We start from the raw sequence: 20,177 nt of genomic DNA, 5'->3' as shown, positions 1-20,177 counted from the left end.
ACCCCCTAGGACCGGTACGGGTTGTACCCGGCATACGGTGCCGCCGGATACCCGTACATCGGCCCGGACGCCGCGGGCGTCTGCGCCGCCGGAAAACCGAACTGCGGCGCCCAGTGCACCGGGGTCGGAAGCGATGCCCTGGCCGCGTACTCCAACGCCGGTCGGGCCACTTCCCGCCGCTTCCACAGCTCGTCCAGCAGCTCCCGCTCCCGTACGACGAAGTCGGCCCCGGCCTTCCCCCGGCGCCCCCGGTGCCGCAGAAACGCGAGGGAGGTGGCGTACGCCTCGTACTGCGCCACCGCCCGTGCCGCCTGTCGGCCATGGTGGTGGCGGGCGTAGTCACGGGCCGTGCGCCGCGCCCCCATCGCGCCGAGCGCGAAGGGTTCGGCCGGCCCCAGCCACCCGGCCAGCACATACGCCGGCAGCTCCTCCCGCACGGTCCGCAGCTCCCGCTGCCGCGTCCAGATCGCGAGCCAGGTCAGCAGCCCGAACACGGGCACCATGAACCCGCCGTAGACGGCGAAGAACCCGAACTCGCCGAAGGTGGAGGAGCCGTTCCAGAAGGCGTGCATGCTCATCGCGAGCAGCAGACCGCAGATCGGCAGCAGTACCCGGCGCACGCGCTGCCGCTCGGCCGAGAGCGCGGCGATGCCGAAGCCCAGGCCGGTCAGGGTGGTGAACAGGGGGTGCGCGAACGGTGACATCACGATGCGCACGAAGAAGGTGGCGGCGGTGACGGAGGCGATGCCCCGGCCGCCGGTCAGCTGGTCGGTCCCGAAGGCCGTACCCAGGTAGAGGATGTTCTCGGTGAACGCGAACCCGGTGGCGGTGATCCCCGCTATCACCACCCCGTCCACGATCCCGGTGAAGTCGCGCCGGCGGAAGAGGAAGACCAGCAGTACGGCGGCGGCCTTGGCGGATTCCTCCACGATGGGCGCTATCACGGTGGCGCCGAGCGTGTTCGCACTGGCCGGGTCGGCGGTGGCGGTGGCTATCCACTTGGTCGCGAAGCTGTTGGCGACGATGGCTATCAGCGCCGCCGCGCACGCACCCCAGGCGAAGGCGAAGACCAGGTTCCGCCAGGGGCCCGGCTCCACCCGGTCCAGCCACCGGAACGCGGCTATGAGCCAGGGCACGGGCAGCATGGCCAGCCCGAGCCCGACGAGGAATCCCTCGGTACCGGTCTGCCTGCGCACCAGCGCGAGGATGACCAGCCCGGACAGCGCCAGCAGCGTGATCAGTGCCCCGTACCGCACCCACCTGCGCTGCCACCAGTGCGGATGGCGGGGTACAAGGCCTTCGGGGCCCGGGGGAGACATCGGAAACGGAGGACTGGTGGCCACGGCATCGACCCTAACGGTGACGGGACGAGGGGCTGGAGCGGTTTATCGGCCCTGGTGCGATTCGGGCGAAGGCTCCTGGTGGGGTACGCGACGGAACAGCAGATCGTTCACCACATGTCCCTTGTCCAGTCCCTGACCCTCGAAACGGGTCAGCGGCCGAAACTCCGGGCGCGCCGCGAAACCGCCGTCTTCCTGCGTGTTCTCGAAGTCGGGGTGCGCGGTGAGCACCTCCAGCATCTGCTCGGCGTACGGCTCCCAGTCGGTCGCACAGTGCACGAGCGCGCCGGGCCTGAGCCGGGTCGCGGCGAGGGAGAGGAACTCGGGCTGGATGAGCCGGCGCTTGTGATGCCGCTTCTTGGGCCAGGGGTCCGGGAAGTACACGCGCAGTCCGTCGAGCGAGTCGGGCGTGAGCATCTCCCTGAGCAGGATGATCGCGTCGCCGTTGCCCACCCGGACGTTGGCCAGTGCGTTCCGGTCGGCGAGACTGAGCAGATTGCCCTGCCCGGGGGTGTGCACGTCGACGGCGAGGATGTTGGTGTCGGGGTCGGCGGCGGCCATCTGCGCGGTGGCCTCGCCCATCCCGAACCCGATCTCCAGCACGACGGGCCCGTCGTTGCCGAACAGCTCCCCGAGGTCGATCTTCTCCTGGCCGTCGATGTCGAGCCCCCACGTGGGCCACAGCCGCTGCAGCGCGTCCGCCTGCCCGGCGGTCACCCTGCTGCGCCGCGGCTGAAAGCTCCGGATTCGCCGCTCGAAGTGCGATCCTGCGGGATCGGCCTGGGGGCCGTCCGGAAAGCGCGGCTCTCCCTTGGCCCGGGTGTGCCGGACGGAGACGCCGGGGGTGTGGGGGGCCGGCGCGGGGGCTTCGGGGAGATTCAGGGAGTCAGACACAGTGACACCGATTTTACGTCCCGCTTCCCGGGCGGCGGACCTCCAGCGAGCCGAGCATCGACAGCGCCCGGCGCCCGACCTCCCGCCCGATCAGCAAGGATGCGGTGGCCGCGGGGGACGGTGCGTTGAGCACATGCACCGCCCGGCTGCCCTCCCGGATGAGGAAGTCGTCCACCAGCGTGCCGTCCCGCAACACCGCCTGGGCCCGCACACCGGCCGGGGCGCGCACCAGATCCGCTTCCTCCACCGCGGGCAGCAGTCGCCGCACGGCCTGGAGGAAGGCCCCCTTCGACAGCGAGCGGTGCAGCTCCCCCGCCCCGTACCTCCAGTGCCGCCGGGCGATCGCCCACGACCCCGGCCATGCCACGGTCCCGGCCAGCTCCCGGGGGCGTACGACCCCCCAGCCGTACCCCTCGCGGGCCAGTGCCGGCACCGCGTTGGGCCCGATGTGCACGCCGCCGTCGATGCCCCGGGTCAGATGGACCCCGAGGAACGGGAACGCCGGGTCGGGCACCGGATAGACCAGCCCCCGCACCAGCTCGGGCCGCGCCAGTTCGTAGTACTCGCCGCGGAAGGGCACGATGCGCACCTCGGGCTCGTCCCCGGTCAGCCGCGCCACCTCGTCGCAGTACAGCCCGGCGCAGTTGACCAGCACCCGCCCGCGCACCACGTCCCCGCCCGAGGTCAGTACGGCCACACCGCGATCGGCCCGCCGGTCGATCCGGACGACCCGGGCGCCGTAGCGGATCTCGGCCCCCGAGGCCCGCGCGAGCGTCCGGGCGACCCCGGTGAAGTCGCACACCCCGGTCGTGCCGACGTGTATCGCGGCGAGGCCTCGCACCTCCGGTTCGTACTCGCCGATCTGTGCGGCGCCCAGCTCCCGCACCGGAATGCCGTTCTCCCGGCCTCGCTGCACGAGTGCGTGCAGGCGCGGCAGCTCCTCCCGCTCCGTGGCGACGATCAGCTTGCCGGTGACGGCGTGCGCGATGCCGTACTCGGCGCAGAACTTCACCATCTCGGCGGCGCCCCGCACCGCGTACCGCGCCTTGAGCGAGCCCGGCCGGTAGTAGATCCCGCTGTGGACGACCCCGCTGTTGCGCCCCGTCTGGTGCCGGGCCGGTCCCGGCTCCTTCTCCAGCACGGTGACCCGCGTGCCCGGCGCGGCGCGCGTGATCGCATACGCCGTGGACAGCCCGACGATCCCCCCACCGACCACGAGCACGTCACAGTCGTACGCCCCGACCGGCACCTGCACCACCTCCCACCTCGATAGTGCACTGCGCCACTGACAACGCCTTCAAACGCAGGCGGTGAGGTTCTCAGGCCGGAGTCATCAGCAGCGGCCGGGCCCGCTCCCGCAGCTCCACCACCCGCGGCTCGTCCCCGTACGGCTCCAGCCGGTGCAGCAGATCCTTCACGTACTCGGTGGTCCGGGCCGAAGAGATCCGTCCGGCCACCTCGACGGCGCGCACCCCCTGCTCGCACGCGGCGTCCAGATTCCCGGACTCCAGCTCGGCGACCGCCGACACCACCAGGCGCAGCCCGTGCGAGCGCACGAACTCCTCCGTGGGCTTCGACAGCGCCTGCTCGGTGAACCGCCGCACCTGTCGGGGCGCCTTCAGATCCCGATAGCACTCGGCCGCATCCGCGGCGAACCGGTCATAGCCATAAAAACCAAGCCAAGAAGGATCGTTGTCGCCCTCCCGGGACCGTTCGAGCCATCCCTCGGCGGCCTTCAGCGCCGCACCCGCCGCCTGCGCGTCGCCCGCACGCGCGTGTGCCCGTGCTTCCACCAGGCGGAAGAAGCTCATCGTGCGGGCGGTCGCCAGCCCCCGGTTCCGCTCCAGCGCGGCCTGCGCCAGATCGACCCCTTCGTCGCCGAAGCCGCGATACGTCGCCTGCAGCGACATGGAGGCGAGCACATAGCCGCCGAGCGGTACGTCCGCCGCCGCGCGCGCGAGCCGCAGCGCCTGGATGTAGTACCGCTGCGCGGCCTCCTGCTGGCCGGTGTCGAAGGCCATCCAGCCGGCGAGCCGGGTGAGTTCGGCAGAGGCTCCGAAGAGCGCCCGGCCCACCTCGTCGGAGTAGGAGCCGAGCAGCAGCGGCGCCGCCTCCACCCGCAGGCACTCCGGGACCATCGACGAACGCCAGTCCCCGCCCCCGTACTTGGAGTCCCACCGCCTGGCGTCCTCGGCGGCCTCCCGCAGCTTCTGCACATCGCTGTGGCCGACTTTGATCGGTGCACCGGAGCCCTCGACGGAGCCCGCCTCCCGTGCGACCGAGCTGTCGGCGGGGGTTATCAGCCACCGTGAGGCAGGCGTTGCGTATGCGCTCACTGCGAACGATCCGGCGAGCGACTGCCAGATGCCGCCGGAGCCGGCCCGGCGTCCGGCGAGGTCGAGTCGGTACAGCTCCGTGGCCGACTTCACGGCCTGCCCCACGTCTCTGGGGAAGGCGAGGCCCACTTCGGGCGCGGGATCCGCGTCCGCCAGGCCGATCTCGTGGAGCGGCACGGGGCGGCCGAGCTTCTGCCCGATGGCGGCTGCGATGAGGTGCGGCGCCGCGCCCTGCGGCACCATCCCCTTCGACACCCAGCGCGCCACGGAGGTCTTGTCGTAGCGAAGAGTCAACCCGCGTTGCGCGCCAAGGTCGTTGACGCGTCGTGCGAGTCCTGCGTTGCTGATTCCCGCGAGGGCGAGAACGGCGCCGAGCTTTTCGTTCGGCCCGCGTTGCTCCCTGGACATGCGCCACCCCTCGACACAGACGGCTGCCGCGCTGGCATAACCACGCGGCATTCGTAAACCCAGCGTAGTTCGCCGCATCCCAAGCGTTAAGGGGCATTGTTCCGGATGGCGGGATTGTGGTCCGTACGGAAGTACGGTCCTGTACGCACCGTGCACGGCCTGTCGCCGCGTGCCCCTGCATGTGTGGCCGTGCGCCTGTCCGTGCGCTCTTCTCCGGCCATCGCGGGAGCGGTTCCATGGCTCTTGCGTGGGTCGGCCCGCTGTACTGGATCCAGCGGGCTGGGGGACACCGCCACCTTCATCCCCGCGGGTGGCGGACCGGTCCGGGAGGCGCTGCCCGCCTCCCGGACTGTGCGCGTTTTCGCGTCGCCGCGCTCTGTGCAGCCCTGTACGGAGCGTGCTCAAATCCTGAGCCTCCCGGCATGTTTGGCCGAAAATAGACCCAGCGCGCCAAGGTCAAATTCCGCTCCGACCATGCAACTTGAGGGCGTGAAGGGCGGTTTGGGGGAGCGCATAGGGGGCGCATTCGCGTCGTACTCATCGTGAACGGCCGACGGCCGGCATGCGTCGCACCCGACGGCTCCCCTTGTCCCGCCCCGGCGTTCGCCGCGGGCTTCCCTCGTTCCGAGCCGGTGCCGCCACCCCTCCACGGCGCGCCTTTCATGGCAGCATGAGGATCCGGTTCGTACGGTGCACTGTTGTCCACAGCCTGTGGAGGCGTCGATGCGGTGGTTGGTGGGGTGGAGCAGCACCGCCGCGGGCGTCTCCGGGACCGGTTCCGCGGGCGCCACCGGTTACGACGGCGAGACCCTGCACCCGGTGGGCTCCCACCTCCTGTGGGGCGACCCGGATCCGCTGTGGGCCGTCGGCGACTGGCGCCCGGACGAGGTGCGCGTGGTGCAGGCCGACGCGGGCAACCGCATCGCCGTCCTCGGCATCTGCGGCGCCTCCGACGAGGAGCTGCGGCGCGGCCTGTTCACCGCGCGCGGGGGCGCACTGCGCCATCTGACGACGTGGCCGGGCAGTTACACCGCCGTCGTCCAGGTCGGCCGCCGCATCACCGTCTGCGGCGATCTCGCGGGCGCCCGCCCGGTGTTCCACACCCCCTGGGCCGGCGGCACGGCCTACGCCACCGCCGCGCTGCCCCTCGCCGACCTCATCGAGGCCAACCTCGACTTCGGCCACCTGGCCGCCCTGCTCGCCGCCCCGGACGTACCGGCCGCGCTGCGCGACACCACCCCGTACGACGGCGTGCGGCGCGTTCCGCCGGGGCACGCGCTTGTGCTGCGCGCCGGGGCGCGTGAGATCGCCGGGTACGAACCGGTCGCGTCCCTGGCCGTGGCCGCGGCCCCGACCGAGCCCGACCGGGCCGTGGACGCCGTACGCGACGCCCTGGTGGAGGCGGTCCGCACCCGGCTGTCCGCGCCGCGCCATGTGCCCGACCTCGACCCCGGCCCGGTACCCGGCATGGGCCCGGCCGAGCGGCGGGCCCGGCGCGGGATGCCCGTGCCCGGCATCGGCGCCGACCTCTCCGGCGGCCCCGCGTCCGGCACCCTCGCGCTGCTGGCCGCCGGGCTGCCCGGCAGACCCGGCACGCTCCTCGGCCACGGCACGGGCGCGGGCGAGCGGCTCCTCGCCGTCACCTTCAACGACCTGGCCGTCGCCGGCCGCGAGGCCGAACTCGAACGCGCCGGAGCCCTGGCCGCGAGCCCGCGCCTGCACCACGTGGTCGTCACCGGCGCCGAGGACACCCTGCCCTACGCCGACCTCGACGGCCCCCTCACCGACGAACCCGGCCCCTCCCTGGTCACGGCCGCCCGGCACCGCGCCCGGCTCGCCGCAGGCAGCGCCGACCACTTCACCGGACACGGCGCCCGCCAGGTCCTGGACGCCCACCCCGCCCGCCTCGCCGACCTCCTCATGGACCGCAGACGGCGCCATCTGGTCCGCCCGGTCGCCGCGCTCGCCAAGGCCGACGGCTCGGTGCTGGTCCCCGCGCGCGTGTACGGCGCCGCCCGCCGGCTCGCCCGCACGCCCTACCGGGCCGGTCTGGAGGTGCTGGCCGAGCGGCTGATGCGGCGCCGCTTCGACGAGCCCAAGGGAGCGGTCGGCGCGTCCCTCGCCGCACTGACCTGGGCCAGACCCGGGCCCGCCGCCCGTTGGCTGACCGGGGAGGCCCTGGCCGAAGTATCGGTTCTGCTGCAGGCGGAGGCGGACCGCTCCGCCGCGGGCGCCGGGCAGCGTCCCGGCGAGTACCGCGCGCGTGCCGCCCTCGCCCGGTACGCCGCCGATCTGCGCGTCCTGGAGCAGGCCGCCGAGATCCGCTCCCAGCGCCTGCACACGCCGTTCCTCGACAACCAGGTCGTCCGCGCCTGCCGCGCCCTCCCGGAAGCCCTGCGCGTGCGGCCCGGCGCCCGCGCCGCCATCCTCCGTACGGTCCTGGAGGGCGCCGGCGTCACCGACCTTCCGCCCGGCTGGGGCGCCCCCTCCCACGCGTCGTCGGCCGCCGCCGCGCGCGCGGGCCTGCGCGTGGCGGCCGACCCGCTGCTCGACCTCTTCGCCACCCCTCTCCTCGCCGACGCCGGGCTGGTCGAGGCCCGTGTCGTCCGCGAGGCGCTGGGCGCGGCCGCCGCCGGCGAGCCCGTCCCGCTGGACGGCCTCGCCGACCTCGTCTCGCTCGAACTCTGGCTGCACCGCCTCCTCTCCCGCCGAGGCACGTGCTGGACCGGAACCCCGGCCCGCGCCCGCGCGGTGCCCTCGGGCATTCAGCCGCGGAGGGGAGCTTTGGCCTCCGGTGCGTGAAGGCCGAGGGAGCTGCCCCTGCCCTTCTGGGGGCTGCCGCCCCCAGGCCCCCGCCGTGGTGGCTCCGCCGGCAAGCCGGCCGCGGGTCCGTCGTGGTGGCTCGCGCAGTTCCCCGCGCCCCTGGGGAACTGCAGTGCCGGCGCGGTGTGGATCCCCATCCCCGCCCGGCCGCGGCACAGCCCGCCGATCTCCGCACCGCTGACGAAACCCCGTCGCCCCATCCCGGGCCCCCGCGACAATGACGAGGTGCGGTACAGAATCCTGGGCGTGACCCAGGCAGCGGACGACCAGGGCACCCCCATACCCATCGGCGGACCCCGCCTGCGCACGCTCCTGGCCGCGCTCGCCCTCCACCCCTCCCGCACCACCACCCCCGAAGCCCTGATCGACGAGATCTGGGCGGACGACCCACCCCATGACGCCCCAGCCGCCCTCCAGGCCCTCGTCGGCCGCCTCCGCCGCGCCCTCGGCCGCCACACCGTCGCCTCCACCCCCGGCGGCTACCGTCTGGAGGCGGCCGAGGACGACGTGGACCTGTTCGTCTTCGAGCGGCTCGTCCACTCCGGCACCAAGGCCCTCACCGCGGGCGAGGCGGCCGTCGCCCACCGCACCCTCACCGAGGCCCTCGCCCTCTGGCACGGCCCCGCCCTCGCCGACCTCCCCGACCGCACCGCCGCCACCCGCCCGGAGGCCCTGCGACTGGAGGCGACCCGCGCCCGGGCCGCCGCCGCCCTCGACCTCGGGCGCGCCCCGGACGTCGTACCGGAGCTGAAGGAGCTGACGGCGGCCCACCCGCTGGACGAGCCCCTGCACGCTCTGCTCATCCGTGCCCTGCGCGACACCGGCCGCTTCGCCGACGCCCTGTGCGCGTACGAGTCCGCCCGCCGCGCCCTCGCCGACACCCTCGGCACCGACCCGGGCCCGGAACTCACCGCCCTGCACACGTCGTTGCTCGCCCAGCCGGAAGCGCAGCCGCAGCCGTGGCGGTCCCCGGCCCCCGCTCGACCCCCCGAGCGCACCGGCAACCTCCGCCCCCGACTGACGTCGTTCGTCGGACGGGAACCCGAACTGGAGGCCATTCGTTCCGATGTGCACAGGGCCCGCCTGGTCACGCTCACCGGACCGGGCGGCTCCGGAAAGACCCGCCTCGCCGAGGAGGCCGCCGCAGGGCTTCCCCAGGCATGGCTGGTCGAGCTGGCCCCGCTCGACCATCCGGAGGCGGTGCCCGGCGCGGTGGTCAGCGCGCTCGGTCTGCGCGAGACCGTGCTGCTGACGAACGAGCTGGCGCCCCAACAGGCCGACCCCGTCGCCCTGTTGATCGAGTACTGCGCCCCGCGCGGCCAACTCCTGATCCTTGACAACTGCGAGCATGTCATCGGCGCGGCCGCCGCCCTCGCCGAGACCCTCCTCACCCACTGCCCGGGGCTCACGATCCTCGCGACCAGCCGCGAACCCCTCGGCGTACCCGGTGAGTCGGTGCGCCCGGTCGAGCCCCTCGTCCCGGAGCAGGCGCACCGTCTGTTCGCCGAGCGCGCGAAGGGCGTCCGCCCCGACGCCGCAGCCGTGCTCGCCGACACCGGGGCCGTGGCGGAGATCTGCCGCAGGCTGGACGGGCTGCCGCTGGCCATCGAGCTGGCCGCCGCCCGGCTCCGGCTGCTGACCCCGCGCCAGATCGCCGACCGGCTCGACGACCGGTTCCGCCTGCTCACCTCCGGAAGCCGCACGGTCCTGCCCCGCCAGCAGACCCTGCGCGCCGTCGTCGACTGGTCCTGGGACCTGCTGGACGAGCGCGAGCGCACGGTGCTGCGCGAGGCGTCGGTGTTCGCCGGCGGCTGGGACCTCGCGGCGGCCGAGGCCGTGTGCAGCGGCCCGGCGGCCGACCTGATCGGCGCCCTGGTCGACAAGTCCCTCGTCGTCGCCGCGCCGGACGCCCCCGGTACCGGCATGCGCTACCGCATGCTGGAGACCATCCACGAGTACGCCACCGAGCGCGGGGCCGAGGTCCCCGGAGTGCGCGCGGCGGCCGAGCAGCGGCATCGCGCGTGGGTGCGGGCGCTGGTCGAGGAGGCCGAGCCGCGCCTGCGCTCGGCGGCCCAACTGCCGTGGATCTCCCGCCTGGAGACCGAACTGGACAACATCCGGGCGGCCCTGGACCGCGCCGTGCGCGCCGGGGACGAGCCGGAGGCGGGCGCCATCGCCCTCGCCATGGGCTGGTTCTGGTGGCTGCGCAACCACCGCCAGGAGGCGGTCGCCTGGGTCCGTCTGGTCCTGCGTCTCGGCGTGGCCCTGGACACCCTGCCGGCCTCCGGCGCACCGGACGCGCTGCGCGCCGGAGGCGGTCTGGCCGCGCTGGTGGAGGTGGCCGACCCGGTCGGGGCCCTGCTCGCCGAACCCGACGGGGAGCGCGGGCATCCGCTGGGGGAGCTGCGGATGGACCTGCGGATGCTCGACCTGTTCCTGACCTCGGAGTCGAGCCCCGAGCACCTCGCGACCGACTCGCGCGCCCCGCAGTACATCGCGCGCGTACGGGCCGCCTACCAGCACGGCGGCCCCCGGGCGGCCCGGCTCCCCGGCATCGTCTGGCCGCTGACCGCCTACTACCTGGGCGGCTCGGGATCGGTCGGCCCGGACATGGCCGCAGCCGTCGCCAACTGCCGCAGGTACGGCGGCGACTGGGAGACCGGCGTCTCCCTGATGTACCGCGCCCATGTGATCGTCGACTCCCCGGGCAACCTGCGCGGCGTGGACGAGGAACTGGCCGAGCTGCGTACGCTCAGCCGGCGCGTCGGGGACCGCTGGATGCGGGCCCAGGTGTGCAGCGCGGCCGGCGAGGCGGCCATGGCACGCGGCCGGTTCGACGAGGCACGCGGTGAGTACGAGGAGGCGCTGCGCCTCGCCTACGAGGTGGGCGCCTACGCCGAGTCGCCCTTCCTGATGGCGCGGCTCGCCGAGATCGCCTACCGCTCCGGCGACCCGAAGACCGCGCTGGCCGCCCTCGACGAGGCGGGGGCGGCCGCCGACAGGTACGCGGTGCCGGAGTCGGCCGCCTTCGTGTTGCTGATGCGCGCGCACATCGCCGTGCAGGACGGGCAGACCGGCCGCGCCCGCGAGCTGTACGAGGCGACCCGTGCGGCGGCGCGCGGGGGCACCCCGCCACCGCAGTTCGGGGCGGGGCTGCGCATGGTCGAGGCGCTCGTCGTCGCCGCCGAGTCGGGCCCGGAGCACGGACTGCCGATCGTCGCCGAGGCGTTGCGCGAGGCGGCGGCGCAGCAGTGCGCCGAGACGATCACGGCCGGGCTGGTGGACACCGCGGCCGTGCTGCTGGCCCGGCGCGGCGATCTGGCGGGCGCGATCCGGCTGTTCGCCGCGGCGGACCACTGGCGCGACGGCCATCGGCGCCCGGAGCCGGAGCACGGCCAGGCCGCCCGGGTGCACGCCGAGGCCCGTACGGCACTGCCGTCCGGCCGTTACGCGGCCGAGCGGGCGCGGGGCGCGTCCCTCGGTGTGGCCGAGGTGCTCGACGAACTGGACGCCCTGGCCACGACCGCCGAGTGACGCCGGGGGCGACGGCTCAGCGGCAGGTGAACCGGGATTCCGCCCAGTCCGCGAGCGCCGCCCGGTCGAGGACGTCGCGGTGCGGCCGCACGACGAGCCGTACGGTCCTGTGCCCGGTCAGGTCCACATGGACGGGCACGGCATGATCGTTTCCCTTGACCGTGCCGGACTGCCACAGCGAGACCCCGTCGGCGTAGACGGCGAAGGACACCTTGCCGAGACCCAGCGTCATGTCGTCCACGCCGGCCAGAGCGTCGTAGGCGGTGCACTGCCGGTTGAGGGCGATGGTCACCGAGGACTCGCCGTGCACGGTCACCCCGCGCGCGTACTGCTCGCCGTCGATCGACATGCCGTAGCGCTGCCACACCCAGCTGCTCTCGCCGAGCTGGATCTCGGGCTTGGTGCCGTCGCCGACGACGTCGTAGCTCAGCTCGCTCACCTGGTAGACGGTGGATGCCGGCGGCGGAGTGGGCGTCGGGGTCGGCGTGGGCGTGGGTTTCGGGGTGGGCGTCGGGGTCGGCCTGGGTGTCGGCGTGGGCTTGGGCGTCGGCTTCGGTGTGGGTCTCGGGGTGGGTGTCGGAGTGGGGGCCGGCTCAGGGGCGAGCACCACCGGCTTCGGCGATGGCTTCCTCTTCGACGGGGTCGGCTTCGGTGCCGGGGAGTGCACGACCGGCGCGGACGGCGACGGCCTCGCCACCTCCTTCGCCGGCGGACGGCTGTCGTTCACCAGGGCCAGGGCCACCGCGGCGGCGGCCACCGCGACCACACCGGCCGCGATCCCCGCCTTCACCGGCGCCCCGAGCCCCTCCGAGGCCGCGGCCCCGCCCGCGCCACCGGCCCCGCCGGACGAGCCGGTGGCCGCGGCGGCGGCACCCGCCGCGCCGACCCCGGCGCCGCCGGCGACGATCCCGAGCGCCTTGGCGTACCCGGCGGCCCCGAACCAGCCGATGACCGCGACCGGGACGACACCGGGGATCCCACCGGCGACCTCTTCGATCTGCGCGGCCGCCAGCCGGCACTTGGCGCATTCCTCCAGATGCTTGCGCAGACCCCGCTCGGCGCGGATGCGCAGCTTTCGGCGGGCGTAGGTGCCGAGCTGGTCGGCGTAGCGGGCGCACTCCTCGTCCCCGACGAGGGAGGCGCTGACATGAGCCTGGAGATAGGCCTGCTTCAGGCCCTCGCGCGCACGGCTGGCGAGGACCCGGGTGCCGTTGGCGTCCAGCCCGAACAGCACGGCCACGTCGCTCGGGGACTCGTCCTCCACCTCGGTGTGCCACAGCACGGCCTGCCAGCGCTCGGGCAGTGACCGGAAGGCCCGCATGGCCATGGACTGCTCGGCCTCGTGCAGCGCGCGCACATCGGCGCCGAGGTCCACGGTGTCGTCGTCGGAGACCTCGGCGCCCCGGGCGGCCTGCTGGGCGAAGGTCGCGAAGTCGTCGACGAGCTGCTCACGCCGGGCGGACCTGGTCCAGTGCGCGGCGACACGCCGCACGGAGGTCAGCAGATAGGCGCGAACGGCGTGCTGGGGCCCGGATCCGCCGCGCACCGCCTGCAGCATCCGGGCGAAGACCTCGGCAGTGAGGTCGTCGGCGGTGTGCCCGTCCCGGCAGCAGGTGCGGGCGTAGCGTCGTACGGCGTCCGCATGCCGCCGGTACAGCTCCTCGTACGCGGAGTCGTCACCGCCGCGCATCCGCTCGATCAGCGCGCCGTCGTCGGACGGCCGCTCCCGGGGCGGCGGCAGCACGCTGCCCTCGCGCTGGGCCGGTACGCTCCCGTCGCTGCGCCCACCGGACGAAGCCGGACGACCGCCCTGTTTCGGAACCTGGGGCGGGTTCGGCCCGGAGGAAGCCTCCGCGTCCGCGTCGTCACCGCGTGACTCGTCCCACCCGTCAACGCCCATCGCGGAATGCCCCCGACGCCGGCCCAGCCCAACCCGTCACCCGGCTCAGGGTGCCACATTGTCTTTTGTTCAACGCCCCCCGTCCAAGGCATCCACTCATCCGAGGGCCTCTGTCATCACAGGCTTTCGAACGCCAGCCGAACGAGCGAATCGCGTCGCCTTCGACCACGGGCACCGACGGGGCAGGCGGCACGGCAGTCCCCCGGGGGCGCGGGGAACTGCGCGAACAGCCCCCCACACTCCCGCGGTCCGACGATCGGTGACCGCTCACCCCGAACCGACCGGCGGGTTCCTACACCGGCCGGGACCGCAGCCCCTCCAGCAGGATGTCCAGCAACCGCGCCGACGCCGCCGCCTGCTGCGCCGCGTCCGGCAGGGACGGCGCCGCCGTGGCGATCACCAGCAGCACATCCCCCACGGACACGTCCGTCCGCAGCTCCCCGGCCGCCCGAGCCCGCTCGACCAACTGCCCGACCACCTCGAGCAATGCCCCGACCCCGCTGTCGTCGGCGCCCCCGGAGGCGTCTCCGGGCACCAGCCGCAGTTCACCGGCCCCCGGCTGCACCCGCTGCTGAGGCACCCGGGCCTCGTCGACGGACCCGGCCGAGCCGGCCGAACCCCGCGCGGAGCCGGCGAGCACCTGCGGCGGCAGCAACCGCCCGGCCCCCGACGCCACGGACGTCCGCAGGAACCGCGACAGCGCCGACCAGGGCTCGTCCTCCTGGCCGAGCGCGGTCCGCGCCTGCTCGGTCAGCCGCGCCGTCTCCTCCTCGGCTATCCGCCGGACCAGCACGTCCTTGCTGGGAAAGCGCCGGTACACCGTGCCGACCCCGACCCTGGCGCGCCGCGCCACGTCCTCCATCGGCGCGCCGTACCCCAGCTCGCCGAATACCTCACGCGCCGCACGCAGCACGTGTTCCAGATTGCGCTGAGCGTCCACCCGTAGCGGCGTCGTCCGCGCGGCGTCCGCGCGTGCGTTGCCCACCGCCGGGCTCACCGACCCGCCACCGGGCGCGATGGCGGCTGCGGATGACCAATGTGCGTCCTGAACATGCATGTGTTTCCCCCGGTAATGACGTCTCCCCCCGGAGACTCCCCGCCACTGAATCGGGAGTGCGTGGATCTGGCATCGGTCTCGACCGGGTCCGCCCGTCGCGGCACCCGCTCGACCACATTCCCTACACCCCGTCGACACACGAACATAGTTGAGAGGAAGTCAATTCAGAAGGGGCAGGTTCCGCACAGTGCGCCCCCCGATCGGAGTACGGGTCTCGTACGTCCGGTTTCCTCACCTTCGCGCCCCATCGCCTGCCCCCACTGACCTGCCCCCTTTCGTCCTGCCCCGATACCCGCGCCGCCCCCGGGCACACCCGCCCGCCAGTCACACAAATTGCCGGGGCTGTGGACAAACAACTGCGCCGGGTGCGTCATGGGATGGTGAAGGAACGTGCGCGCATTCTGGTTGTCGGCGGCGGCTACGTCGGGATGTACACGGCCCTGCGTCTGCAGCGAAAGCTGAAGGGCGAGCTCAGGCGGGGTGAGGTCGAGATCACGGTCGTCACCCCCGACCCCTATATGACGTACCAGCCGTTCCTTCCCGAAGCGGCCGCGGGTTCGATTTCCCCTCGTCATGTCGTCGTACCCCTGCGTCGCCTCCTGGACCGGTGCCATGTCGTCATCGGTGAGGTCACCTCCATCGACCACGAGGTGCGCACCGCCGCGATCTCCACGCTCGCCACCGCCGAGGAGGGCAGATCGGCCGAACTCCTCGGCTACGACGAACTGGTGCTCGCCCCCGGCTCGATCTCCCGCACGCTGCCCGTCCCGGGCCTCGCCGAGTACGGCATCGGCTTCAAGACCGTCGAAGAGGCCATCGGACTGCGCAACCACGTCATCGAGCAGATGGACATCGCCTCCTCCACCCGCGACCCGGCGATCCGCGACGCCGCCCTCACCTTCGTCTTCGTCGGCGGCGGCTACGCGGGCGTGGAGGCGCTCGCCGAACTGGAGGACATGGCCCGCTACACCGCGCGCTACTACCACAACGTCCGCCCCGAGGACATGAAGTGGATCCTCGTGGAGGCCTCCGACCGCATCCTCCCCGAGGTCGGCGAGGACATGGGCCGCTACACCGTCACCCAGCTGCGCCGCCGCAACATCCAGGTCCTCCTCGGCACCCGCCTGGACTCCTGCGCCGGCCGCGTCGCCGTCCTGAGCGACGGCCAGCGCTTCCCCACCCGCACGGTCGTGTGGACCGCCGGCGTCAAACCGTCCCCGCTGCTCGCCGCCACCGATCTGCCGCTCACCGCACGCGGCCGGCTCAAGTGCACCGCCCAGCTGACCGTCGACGGCGCGGAACACGCCTGGGGAGCCGGAGACGCGGCGGCCGTACCCGACGTCACCGCCACCGAACCCGGCGCCGAGACCGCGCCCAACGCCCAGCACGCCGTCCGCCAGGCCCGCACCCTCGGCGACAACATCGTCCACGCGCTGCGCGGCGAGCCCCTGCAGACGTACGCCCACACGTACGTCGGCTCGGTCGCCTCCCTCGGCCTGCACAAGGGCGTCGCCCAGGTCTACGGGCGCAAGCTGAAGGGCTACCCTGCCTGGTTCATGCACCGCGTCTACCACCTCAGCAGGGTGCCCACCGTCAACCGCAAAGCCCGGGTCCTGGCGGAATGGACCCTCGCCGGGCTCTTCAAAAGGGAGATCGTCTCGCTCGGTTCACTCGAACATCCGCGAGCGGAGTTCGAACTCGCGGCCGGTGGAAAGCCTCCTCACAGCCCCTCGGACGACCCGAAGGGGTCGTCCTGACCGGACCCAGGAACTCCCCGGCCCGCCCAGGCGTCTGACGGATGTCGCCGCGGCGCGCTCCCTGCCAGACTGCCCCACGTCCGCGGACGGGCCACCCACCCGCCCTCAGCACCCACGAGGCTTCTTCCCAAGTGAACTTCACGCGCTGGAGCGCCCGGCTCCCCGGAACGCACCGCCGCGCCGCCGCGCGGACCGAGACCCCGGTCTCCCCGGACCGGCGAGGGGAAGGCTCCGTGCCCGCGGCCCGCGCCGAGCAGTCGGCCGACGGCACACCCCCGGTGCCCGCCGTCGACGAACTGCCCGCGCGCGACGTCCTCGACCGCGTCCCCGCCCTCGTCGCGCTCGTCCACGGCCCGGACCACCGCATCGCCTACGTCAACGACGCCTACACGACGGCCTTCGGGCAGCGCCCCACCGGCGCCCCCGCCCGCGAGGCACTGCCCGAACTCTCCGAACTGGGCCTGCTCCCGCTCCTCGACCAGGTGCTGCGCAGCGGCAAGCCCCGCACCCTGAAGTCCCGCAAGGCCGTCGACGGCCGCTCCTACACCTTCACCTGCACCCCGGTCGCCGAGGACGGCGACCGCGACGGCGGTGTACTCGTCTTCGCCACCGACGTCACCGACCACGCCGAGGCCGCCGAACGGCTGCGCGCCAGCGAGCGCCGCCAGCGCGAGACCGCGGTGACCCTCCAGCGCTCCCTGCTCCCCCAGGAACTGGAGCAGCCCGACGACCTGCGCATCGCCGCCACCTACCAGCCCGGCGGCACCGAGGCCGCGGTCGGCGGCGACTGGTACGACGTGATCACCCTCGGCGGCGGCCGCACGGCCCTGGTGATCGGCGACGTGATGGGCAGAGGAGTCCGGGCCGCCGCGGTGATGGGCCAGCTCCGCACGGCCGTCCGCGCCTACGCCCGCCTCGACCTGCCCCCGCACGAGGTGCTCCAGCTCCTCGACGGCCTCGCCACCGAGATCGACGCCAACCAGATCGCCACCTGCGTCTACGCCGTCCACGACCCCAACGAGGGCCGGCTGGTGTACGCCTCCGCCGGCCACCTCCCGATCCTGGTCCGCGACGAGAGCGGTACGGTCTGTCGCGCCGACGAACCCACCGGCCCACCCCTTGGCACCGGCGGCTGGATCCACGCCTCCGGCTCGATCGCGCTGGGCCCCGGTTCCACGGCGGTCCTCTACACGGACGGCCTGGTCGAGCGCCGCGACGAGGACCTGGACGAGGGAATCGCCTCCCTGGAGCGCGCCCTGGCCGGCGCGACCGGCACCCCCCAGGTCGTCTGCGACCGTCTGGTCCGCTCGGCCGGTGTCACCGCCGACCACGACGACGACGTGGCCGTCCTCGTCCTGCAGCACCCGGCTCGTACGGGCCCCGACGGCGACCTCTTCCGCAACGCGGCCCTGGAACTCCTCGGCGGCGTGGAGGCGGCCCCGCGTGCCCGTGCGTTCGCCTCCGGCGTCCTGACCAGCTGGCGCTTCCCGGTCGAGCTGCACGATCTCGGCGTCCTCGCCGCGAGCGAACTGGTCGCCAACTCCCTGCAGCACGGCACGCCGCCCATGCGCCTCCGGCTCCGCCGCACCGACCGCCGCCTGATCATCGAGGTCACGGACGGCGACGACCACCTTCCGCGCCGCCGCCGCGCGGAGCCCGGCGACGAGTCGGGACGCGGCATCGCCATCGTGGCGACGATCGCCTCCGGCTGGGGATCCAGAAGGACCCCGGGCGGCGGGAAAGCGGTGTGGTGCGAGTTCGTACTGCCGAGGACCTAGTGGCCCCGGCAGCACCACCGGTGCCGTACGGCTACGCGGTCACGGACTCCGCAGCCGCTTCGCTCCGGGCGACCACCCGGCTGCTCTTCGCGGCGGCCCACGGGTGGTCCTGGGCAAAGGTGAGGCGACGCCCCAGGCGCAGCGCCAGCACCGTGATTCCCAGTGAGAACAGCAGGAACGTCACGATGTACGGCGCGTGCAGTGACGCGCCCAGCGGCCCGCCCACCGCCGGCCCGACGGCCAGCGCCAACTGCTTGACCAGCGCGAACGCCGAGTTGTACTGCCCGGCCATGCCCTCGGGCGCCAGATCGGCGACCAGCGGAGCGACCGTCGGCGACAGCATCGCCTCACCCAGACCGAACAGCGCGTACGTCGACACGAACGCGGCGGTCGCCATCTCCTGGCTGCCGTGGCCCAGCCCCGCGTACCCCGCGGCCAGCCAGGCGACGGCCCAGATCAGCCCGACCCCGGCGATCACCCGGGACCGCCGACGGCGCTCCACGAACCTCAGCACGGCGAACTGGGCCACCACGATCATCAGCGTGTTCGCGGCCAGTGCCGTCCCCAGCGCGGAGGTGGAGATCCCGGCGGCCTCGACACCGTACGCGCTCAGCCCGGACTCGAACTGGCCGTAGCAGGCGAAGAACAGCACGAAGCCGAGGACACACAGCTGCACCATTGCCCGGTTCCCGAGCAGCTGCTTCCAGCCGCCCTTGGCCGACCCCGCCGGAGCCTCCTCCAGCCGCGGCGCGCGCGGCATCCGCACGGTCGCCATCACCACGACCAGCAGCAGGAACATCGCCGCCTCGATCGCGAACAGCAGCGTGAACGACGACACGTGCGTGGTGTCGACGAGGTGACCGCCGATGAGGCCACCCACACCGAGGCCCAGGTTCTGCAGGAAGAACTGCATGGCGAACGCCCGCGACCGAGTGTCGGCCGTCGAACAGTCCACGATCATCGTCGCCAGCGCCGGCTGCATCACGGCCTGCCCGGCACCGAGCGCCGAGGCCGACAGCAGTACGGCGACGGCATTGCTCGCGAGACCGAGGCTCAGCGCGCCGAGCGCGGCCGTGACCAGGGCGGCGAGCAGGACCGGCAGCGGGCCGCGCCGCACGATCGCCCTGCCGGCGAACGGCAGCACGATCAGCGCGGCCACGGCGAAGACGGCGAGCACGAGTCCCGCCGTCATGGCTCCCAGGCCCCGCACCTGCGCCACATAGACGTACAGGTAGGGGACGGTGAAGCCGAGCCCGAACGCGCTGAGTGCGTTGCCCACGTGGATCCGGCGCATCGCTGCGCCCATCGCCCTGGTCACGTTCACCTCTCTCACTAGTTAGACCTGAAGACTTCGAAGCTAAAGTTCGAAGCTAAAGAGTACACAGTGAAGGACTTCAAGGCAAAGCAGCCGCGTGCCATACTGCGGCCATGGCCGACACCGCCCCCGACGTCACAGAGCCGACCCTCGAAGAGCAGATCGCCGCCTACCAGCGCGAGTTCCAGGACCTGGACCCCCAGGTCGAGAAGATCGTCTCGGCACTGTCCCGGCTCAACCGCCGCATGAACGTCGCCTACGGCCGCCAGACCTCGGCTCTCGGCATCAGCAACGCCGAGTGGGAGGTCCTCAAGGCCCTCGTCCTCTCCGGCGCCCCGTATCGCATGGGCCCCAGCGACCTCGCCAAGCGCCTCGGCCTCACGCCGGCCGCGATGACGCACCGGATCGACCGCATGGTCACCGAGGGGCTCGTCACCCGGGAGCGCGACGAGTCCAACCGCGTCCGGGTCATCGTCGAGCTGACCCCCGAGGGCCGCGAGAAGTGGCTGGAGGCGATGCGCCTGGCGACGGTCTTCGAGGAGGACCTGCTCCAGGACCTGACCCCGGCGGAGCGCGGGGTGCTCGGCGAGGTGCTGACCAGGCTCCTGCGCAGGGTCGAGCACGCCCAGCCGGATGCCGGCGGCCGGCTCAGCGACCTCGACTGAGGTCGTCAAAAAGATCTTGACAGGGGAGGGTTGACACGCCCCTGCCCGTTCCGTAAAGTTCTCCGAGTTGCCACGGGGCCGTAACGGTTCTTCGGCAACACCTCAGCCGCTTCGAGCGGCAGCCTCTCACACCATCAGCACGATCTCCCGTACGGGTCGATTTCGGCATGCCCGAATTCAATTCGAATGGAAGCCCGGTGGCCCGATTGGGAATCACCGAGCGGATCCGCTAAGGTTTGAGACGTCGGAACGGCCCAACGGCCGGGAAGACAAACCCCCCTGACTGGGAGTCAGACGCCGAAAGGATCTGATAGAGTCGGAACCGCCGGAAAGGAAACCGCGAGAAAGAAGCGGGAACCTGGAAAGCACT

At 73.1% G+C, this 20,177-nt stretch carries 12 protein-coding genes; 5 read left to right on the top strand and 7 right to left on the bottom strand.

All coding sequences use genetic code 11. From position 1 onward, the window contains the following. Positions 1 to 5 precede the first annotated feature (5 nt). The 4 genes from AQI95_RS00060 to AQI95_RS00045 all read right to left on the bottom strand — a co-directional run bounded on the left by AQI95_RS00060 (position 6) and on the right by AQI95_RS00045 (position 4,978). A complete protein-coding gene (locus AQI95_RS00060) occupies positions 6 to 1,343 on the bottom strand; it encodes a PrsW family intramembrane metalloprotease (RefSeq protein WP_208614029.1) in 1,338 nt (445 codons plus the stop codon). A 42-nt stretch (positions 1,344 to 1,385) separates the two neighbouring features. Beyond that, on the bottom strand, positions 1,386 to 2,234 hold the full coding sequence (gene trmB / locus AQI95_RS00055; protein ID WP_208614028.1) for a tRNA (guanosine(46)-N7)-methyltransferase TrmB: 849 nt from the start codon (positions 2,232 to 2,234) through the stop codon (positions 1,386 to 1,388). Between the two features lie 13 nt (positions 2,235 to 2,247). Then, a complete protein-coding gene (gene lhgO, locus AQI95_RS00050; protein WP_067115235.1) occupies positions 2,248 to 3,492 on the bottom strand; it encodes an L-2-hydroxyglutarate oxidase in 1,245 nt (414 codons plus the stop codon). A 61-nt stretch (positions 3,493 to 3,553) separates the two neighbouring features. Continuing rightward, positions 3,554 to 4,978 carry an NsdA family TPR-like regulatory protein gene (locus AQI95_RS00045; protein ID WP_067115232.1) on the bottom strand — a complete coding sequence of 475 codons (1,425 nt, stop codon included), beginning with the start codon at positions 4,976 to 4,978 and terminating at the stop codon, positions 3,554 to 3,556. A gap of 723 nt (positions 4,979 to 5,701) precedes the next feature. Between AQI95_RS00045 and AQI95_RS00040 the strand changes: the two genes are divergently transcribed. Both AQI95_RS00040 and AQI95_RS00035 read left to right on the top strand, forming a co-directional pair. After that, the gene (locus tag AQI95_RS00040) at positions 5,702 to 7,780 is read left to right on the top strand and encodes an asparagine synthase-related protein (protein WP_067115229.1); all 2,079 of its coding nucleotides are present in this window, start codon (positions 5,702 to 5,704) and stop codon (positions 7,778 to 7,780) included. A 246-nt stretch (positions 7,781 to 8,026) separates the two neighbouring features. Beyond that, positions 8,027 to 11,335, top strand: coding sequence for an AfsR/SARP family transcriptional regulator (locus AQI95_RS00035; protein WP_208614027.1), 3,309 nt, complete (start codon positions 8,027 to 8,029; stop codon positions 11,333 to 11,335). A gap of 16 nt (positions 11,336 to 11,351) precedes the next feature. On the opposite strand, the gene AQI95_RS00030 is transcribed toward AQI95_RS00035, so the two are convergent. Next, positions 11,352 to 13,235, bottom strand: coding sequence for a sigma-70 family RNA polymerase sigma factor (locus tag AQI95_RS00030; RefSeq protein ID WP_079070956.1), 1,884 nt, complete (start codon positions 13,233 to 13,235; stop codon positions 11,352 to 11,354). A gap of 292 nt (positions 13,236 to 13,527) precedes the next feature. Next, positions 13,528 to 14,292, bottom strand: coding sequence for a TetR/AcrR family transcriptional regulator (locus AQI95_RS00025; protein ID WP_067115220.1), 765 nt, complete (start codon positions 14,290 to 14,292; stop codon positions 13,528 to 13,530). Between the two features lie 377 nt (positions 14,293 to 14,669). Between AQI95_RS00025 and AQI95_RS00020 the strand changes: the two genes are divergently transcribed. Together AQI95_RS00020 and AQI95_RS00015 are read left to right on the top strand one after the other, a co-directional pair. Beyond that, positions 14,670 to 16,049 carry an NAD(P)/FAD-dependent oxidoreductase gene (locus AQI95_RS00020; protein WP_067115213.1) on the top strand — a complete coding sequence of 460 codons (1,380 nt, stop codon included), beginning with the start codon at positions 14,670 to 14,672 and terminating at the stop codon, positions 16,047 to 16,049. A gap of 131 nt (positions 16,050 to 16,180) precedes the next feature. Further along, positions 16,181 to 17,827 (top strand): ATP-binding SpoIIE family protein phosphatase, encoded by a 1,647-nt coding sequence (locus tag AQI95_RS00015; RefSeq protein WP_067115207.1) that lies wholly within the window; start codon positions 16,181 to 16,183, stop codon positions 17,825 to 17,827. A 31-nt stretch (positions 17,828 to 17,858) separates the two neighbouring features. Here the strand turns inward: AQI95_RS00015 and AQI95_RS00010 are convergent, their stop codons facing one another. Then, positions 17,859 to 19,121, bottom strand: coding sequence for an MFS transporter (locus AQI95_RS00010; RefSeq protein WP_208614059.1), 1,263 nt, complete (start codon positions 19,119 to 19,121; stop codon positions 17,859 to 17,861). Between the two features lie 134 nt (positions 19,122 to 19,255). Here AQI95_RS00010 and AQI95_RS00005 point away from each other — a divergent pair, with 134 nt between their 5' ends. After that, positions 19,256 to 19,807: a MarR family winged helix-turn-helix transcriptional regulator gene (locus AQI95_RS00005; protein ID WP_067115199.1), complete on the top strand. Its 552-nt coding sequence runs from the start codon at positions 19,256 to 19,258 to the stop codon at positions 19,805 to 19,807. Positions 19,808 to 20,177 lie beyond the last annotated feature (370 nt).

The organism is Streptomyces yokosukanensis (assembly GCF_001514035.1).
Classification (GTDB): Bacteria; Actinomycetota; Actinomycetes; order Streptomycetales; family Streptomycetaceae; genus Streptomyces; species Streptomyces yokosukanensis.
Note: the sequence above shows the minus strand (reverse complement) of the source record. Positions and strands in the feature narration are given on the sequence as shown.

Bases quoted from the DNA above. Each gene is read 5' to 3' on its own strand.
- AQI95_RS00045 (WP_067115232.1), bottom strand. From the start codon at position 4,978: ATGTCCAGGGAGCAACGCGGGCCGAACGAAAAGCTCGGCGCCGTTCTC.
- AQI95_RS00040 (WP_067115229.1), top strand. From the start codon at position 5,702: ATGCGGTGGTTGGTGGGGTGGAGCAGCACCGCCGCGGGCGTCTCCGGG.
- AQI95_RS00030 (WP_079070956.1), bottom strand. From the start codon at position 13,235: ATGGGCGTTGACGGGTGGGACGAGTCACGCGGTGACGACGCGGACGCG.
- AQI95_RS00025 (WP_067115220.1), bottom strand. From the start codon at position 14,292: ATGCATGTTCAGGACGCACATTGGTCATCCGCAGCCGCCATCGCGCCC.
- AQI95_RS00020 (WP_067115213.1), top strand. From the start codon at position 14,670: ATGGTGAAGGAACGTGCGCGCATTCTGGTTGTCGGCGGCGGCTACGTC.
- AQI95_RS00010 (WP_208614059.1), bottom strand. From the start codon at position 19,121: ATGCGCCGGATCCACGTGGGCAACGCACTCAGCGCGTTCGGGCTCGGC.
- AQI95_RS00005 (WP_067115199.1), top strand. From the start codon at position 19,256: ATGGCCGACACCGCCCCCGACGTCACAGAGCCGACCCTCGAAGAGCAG.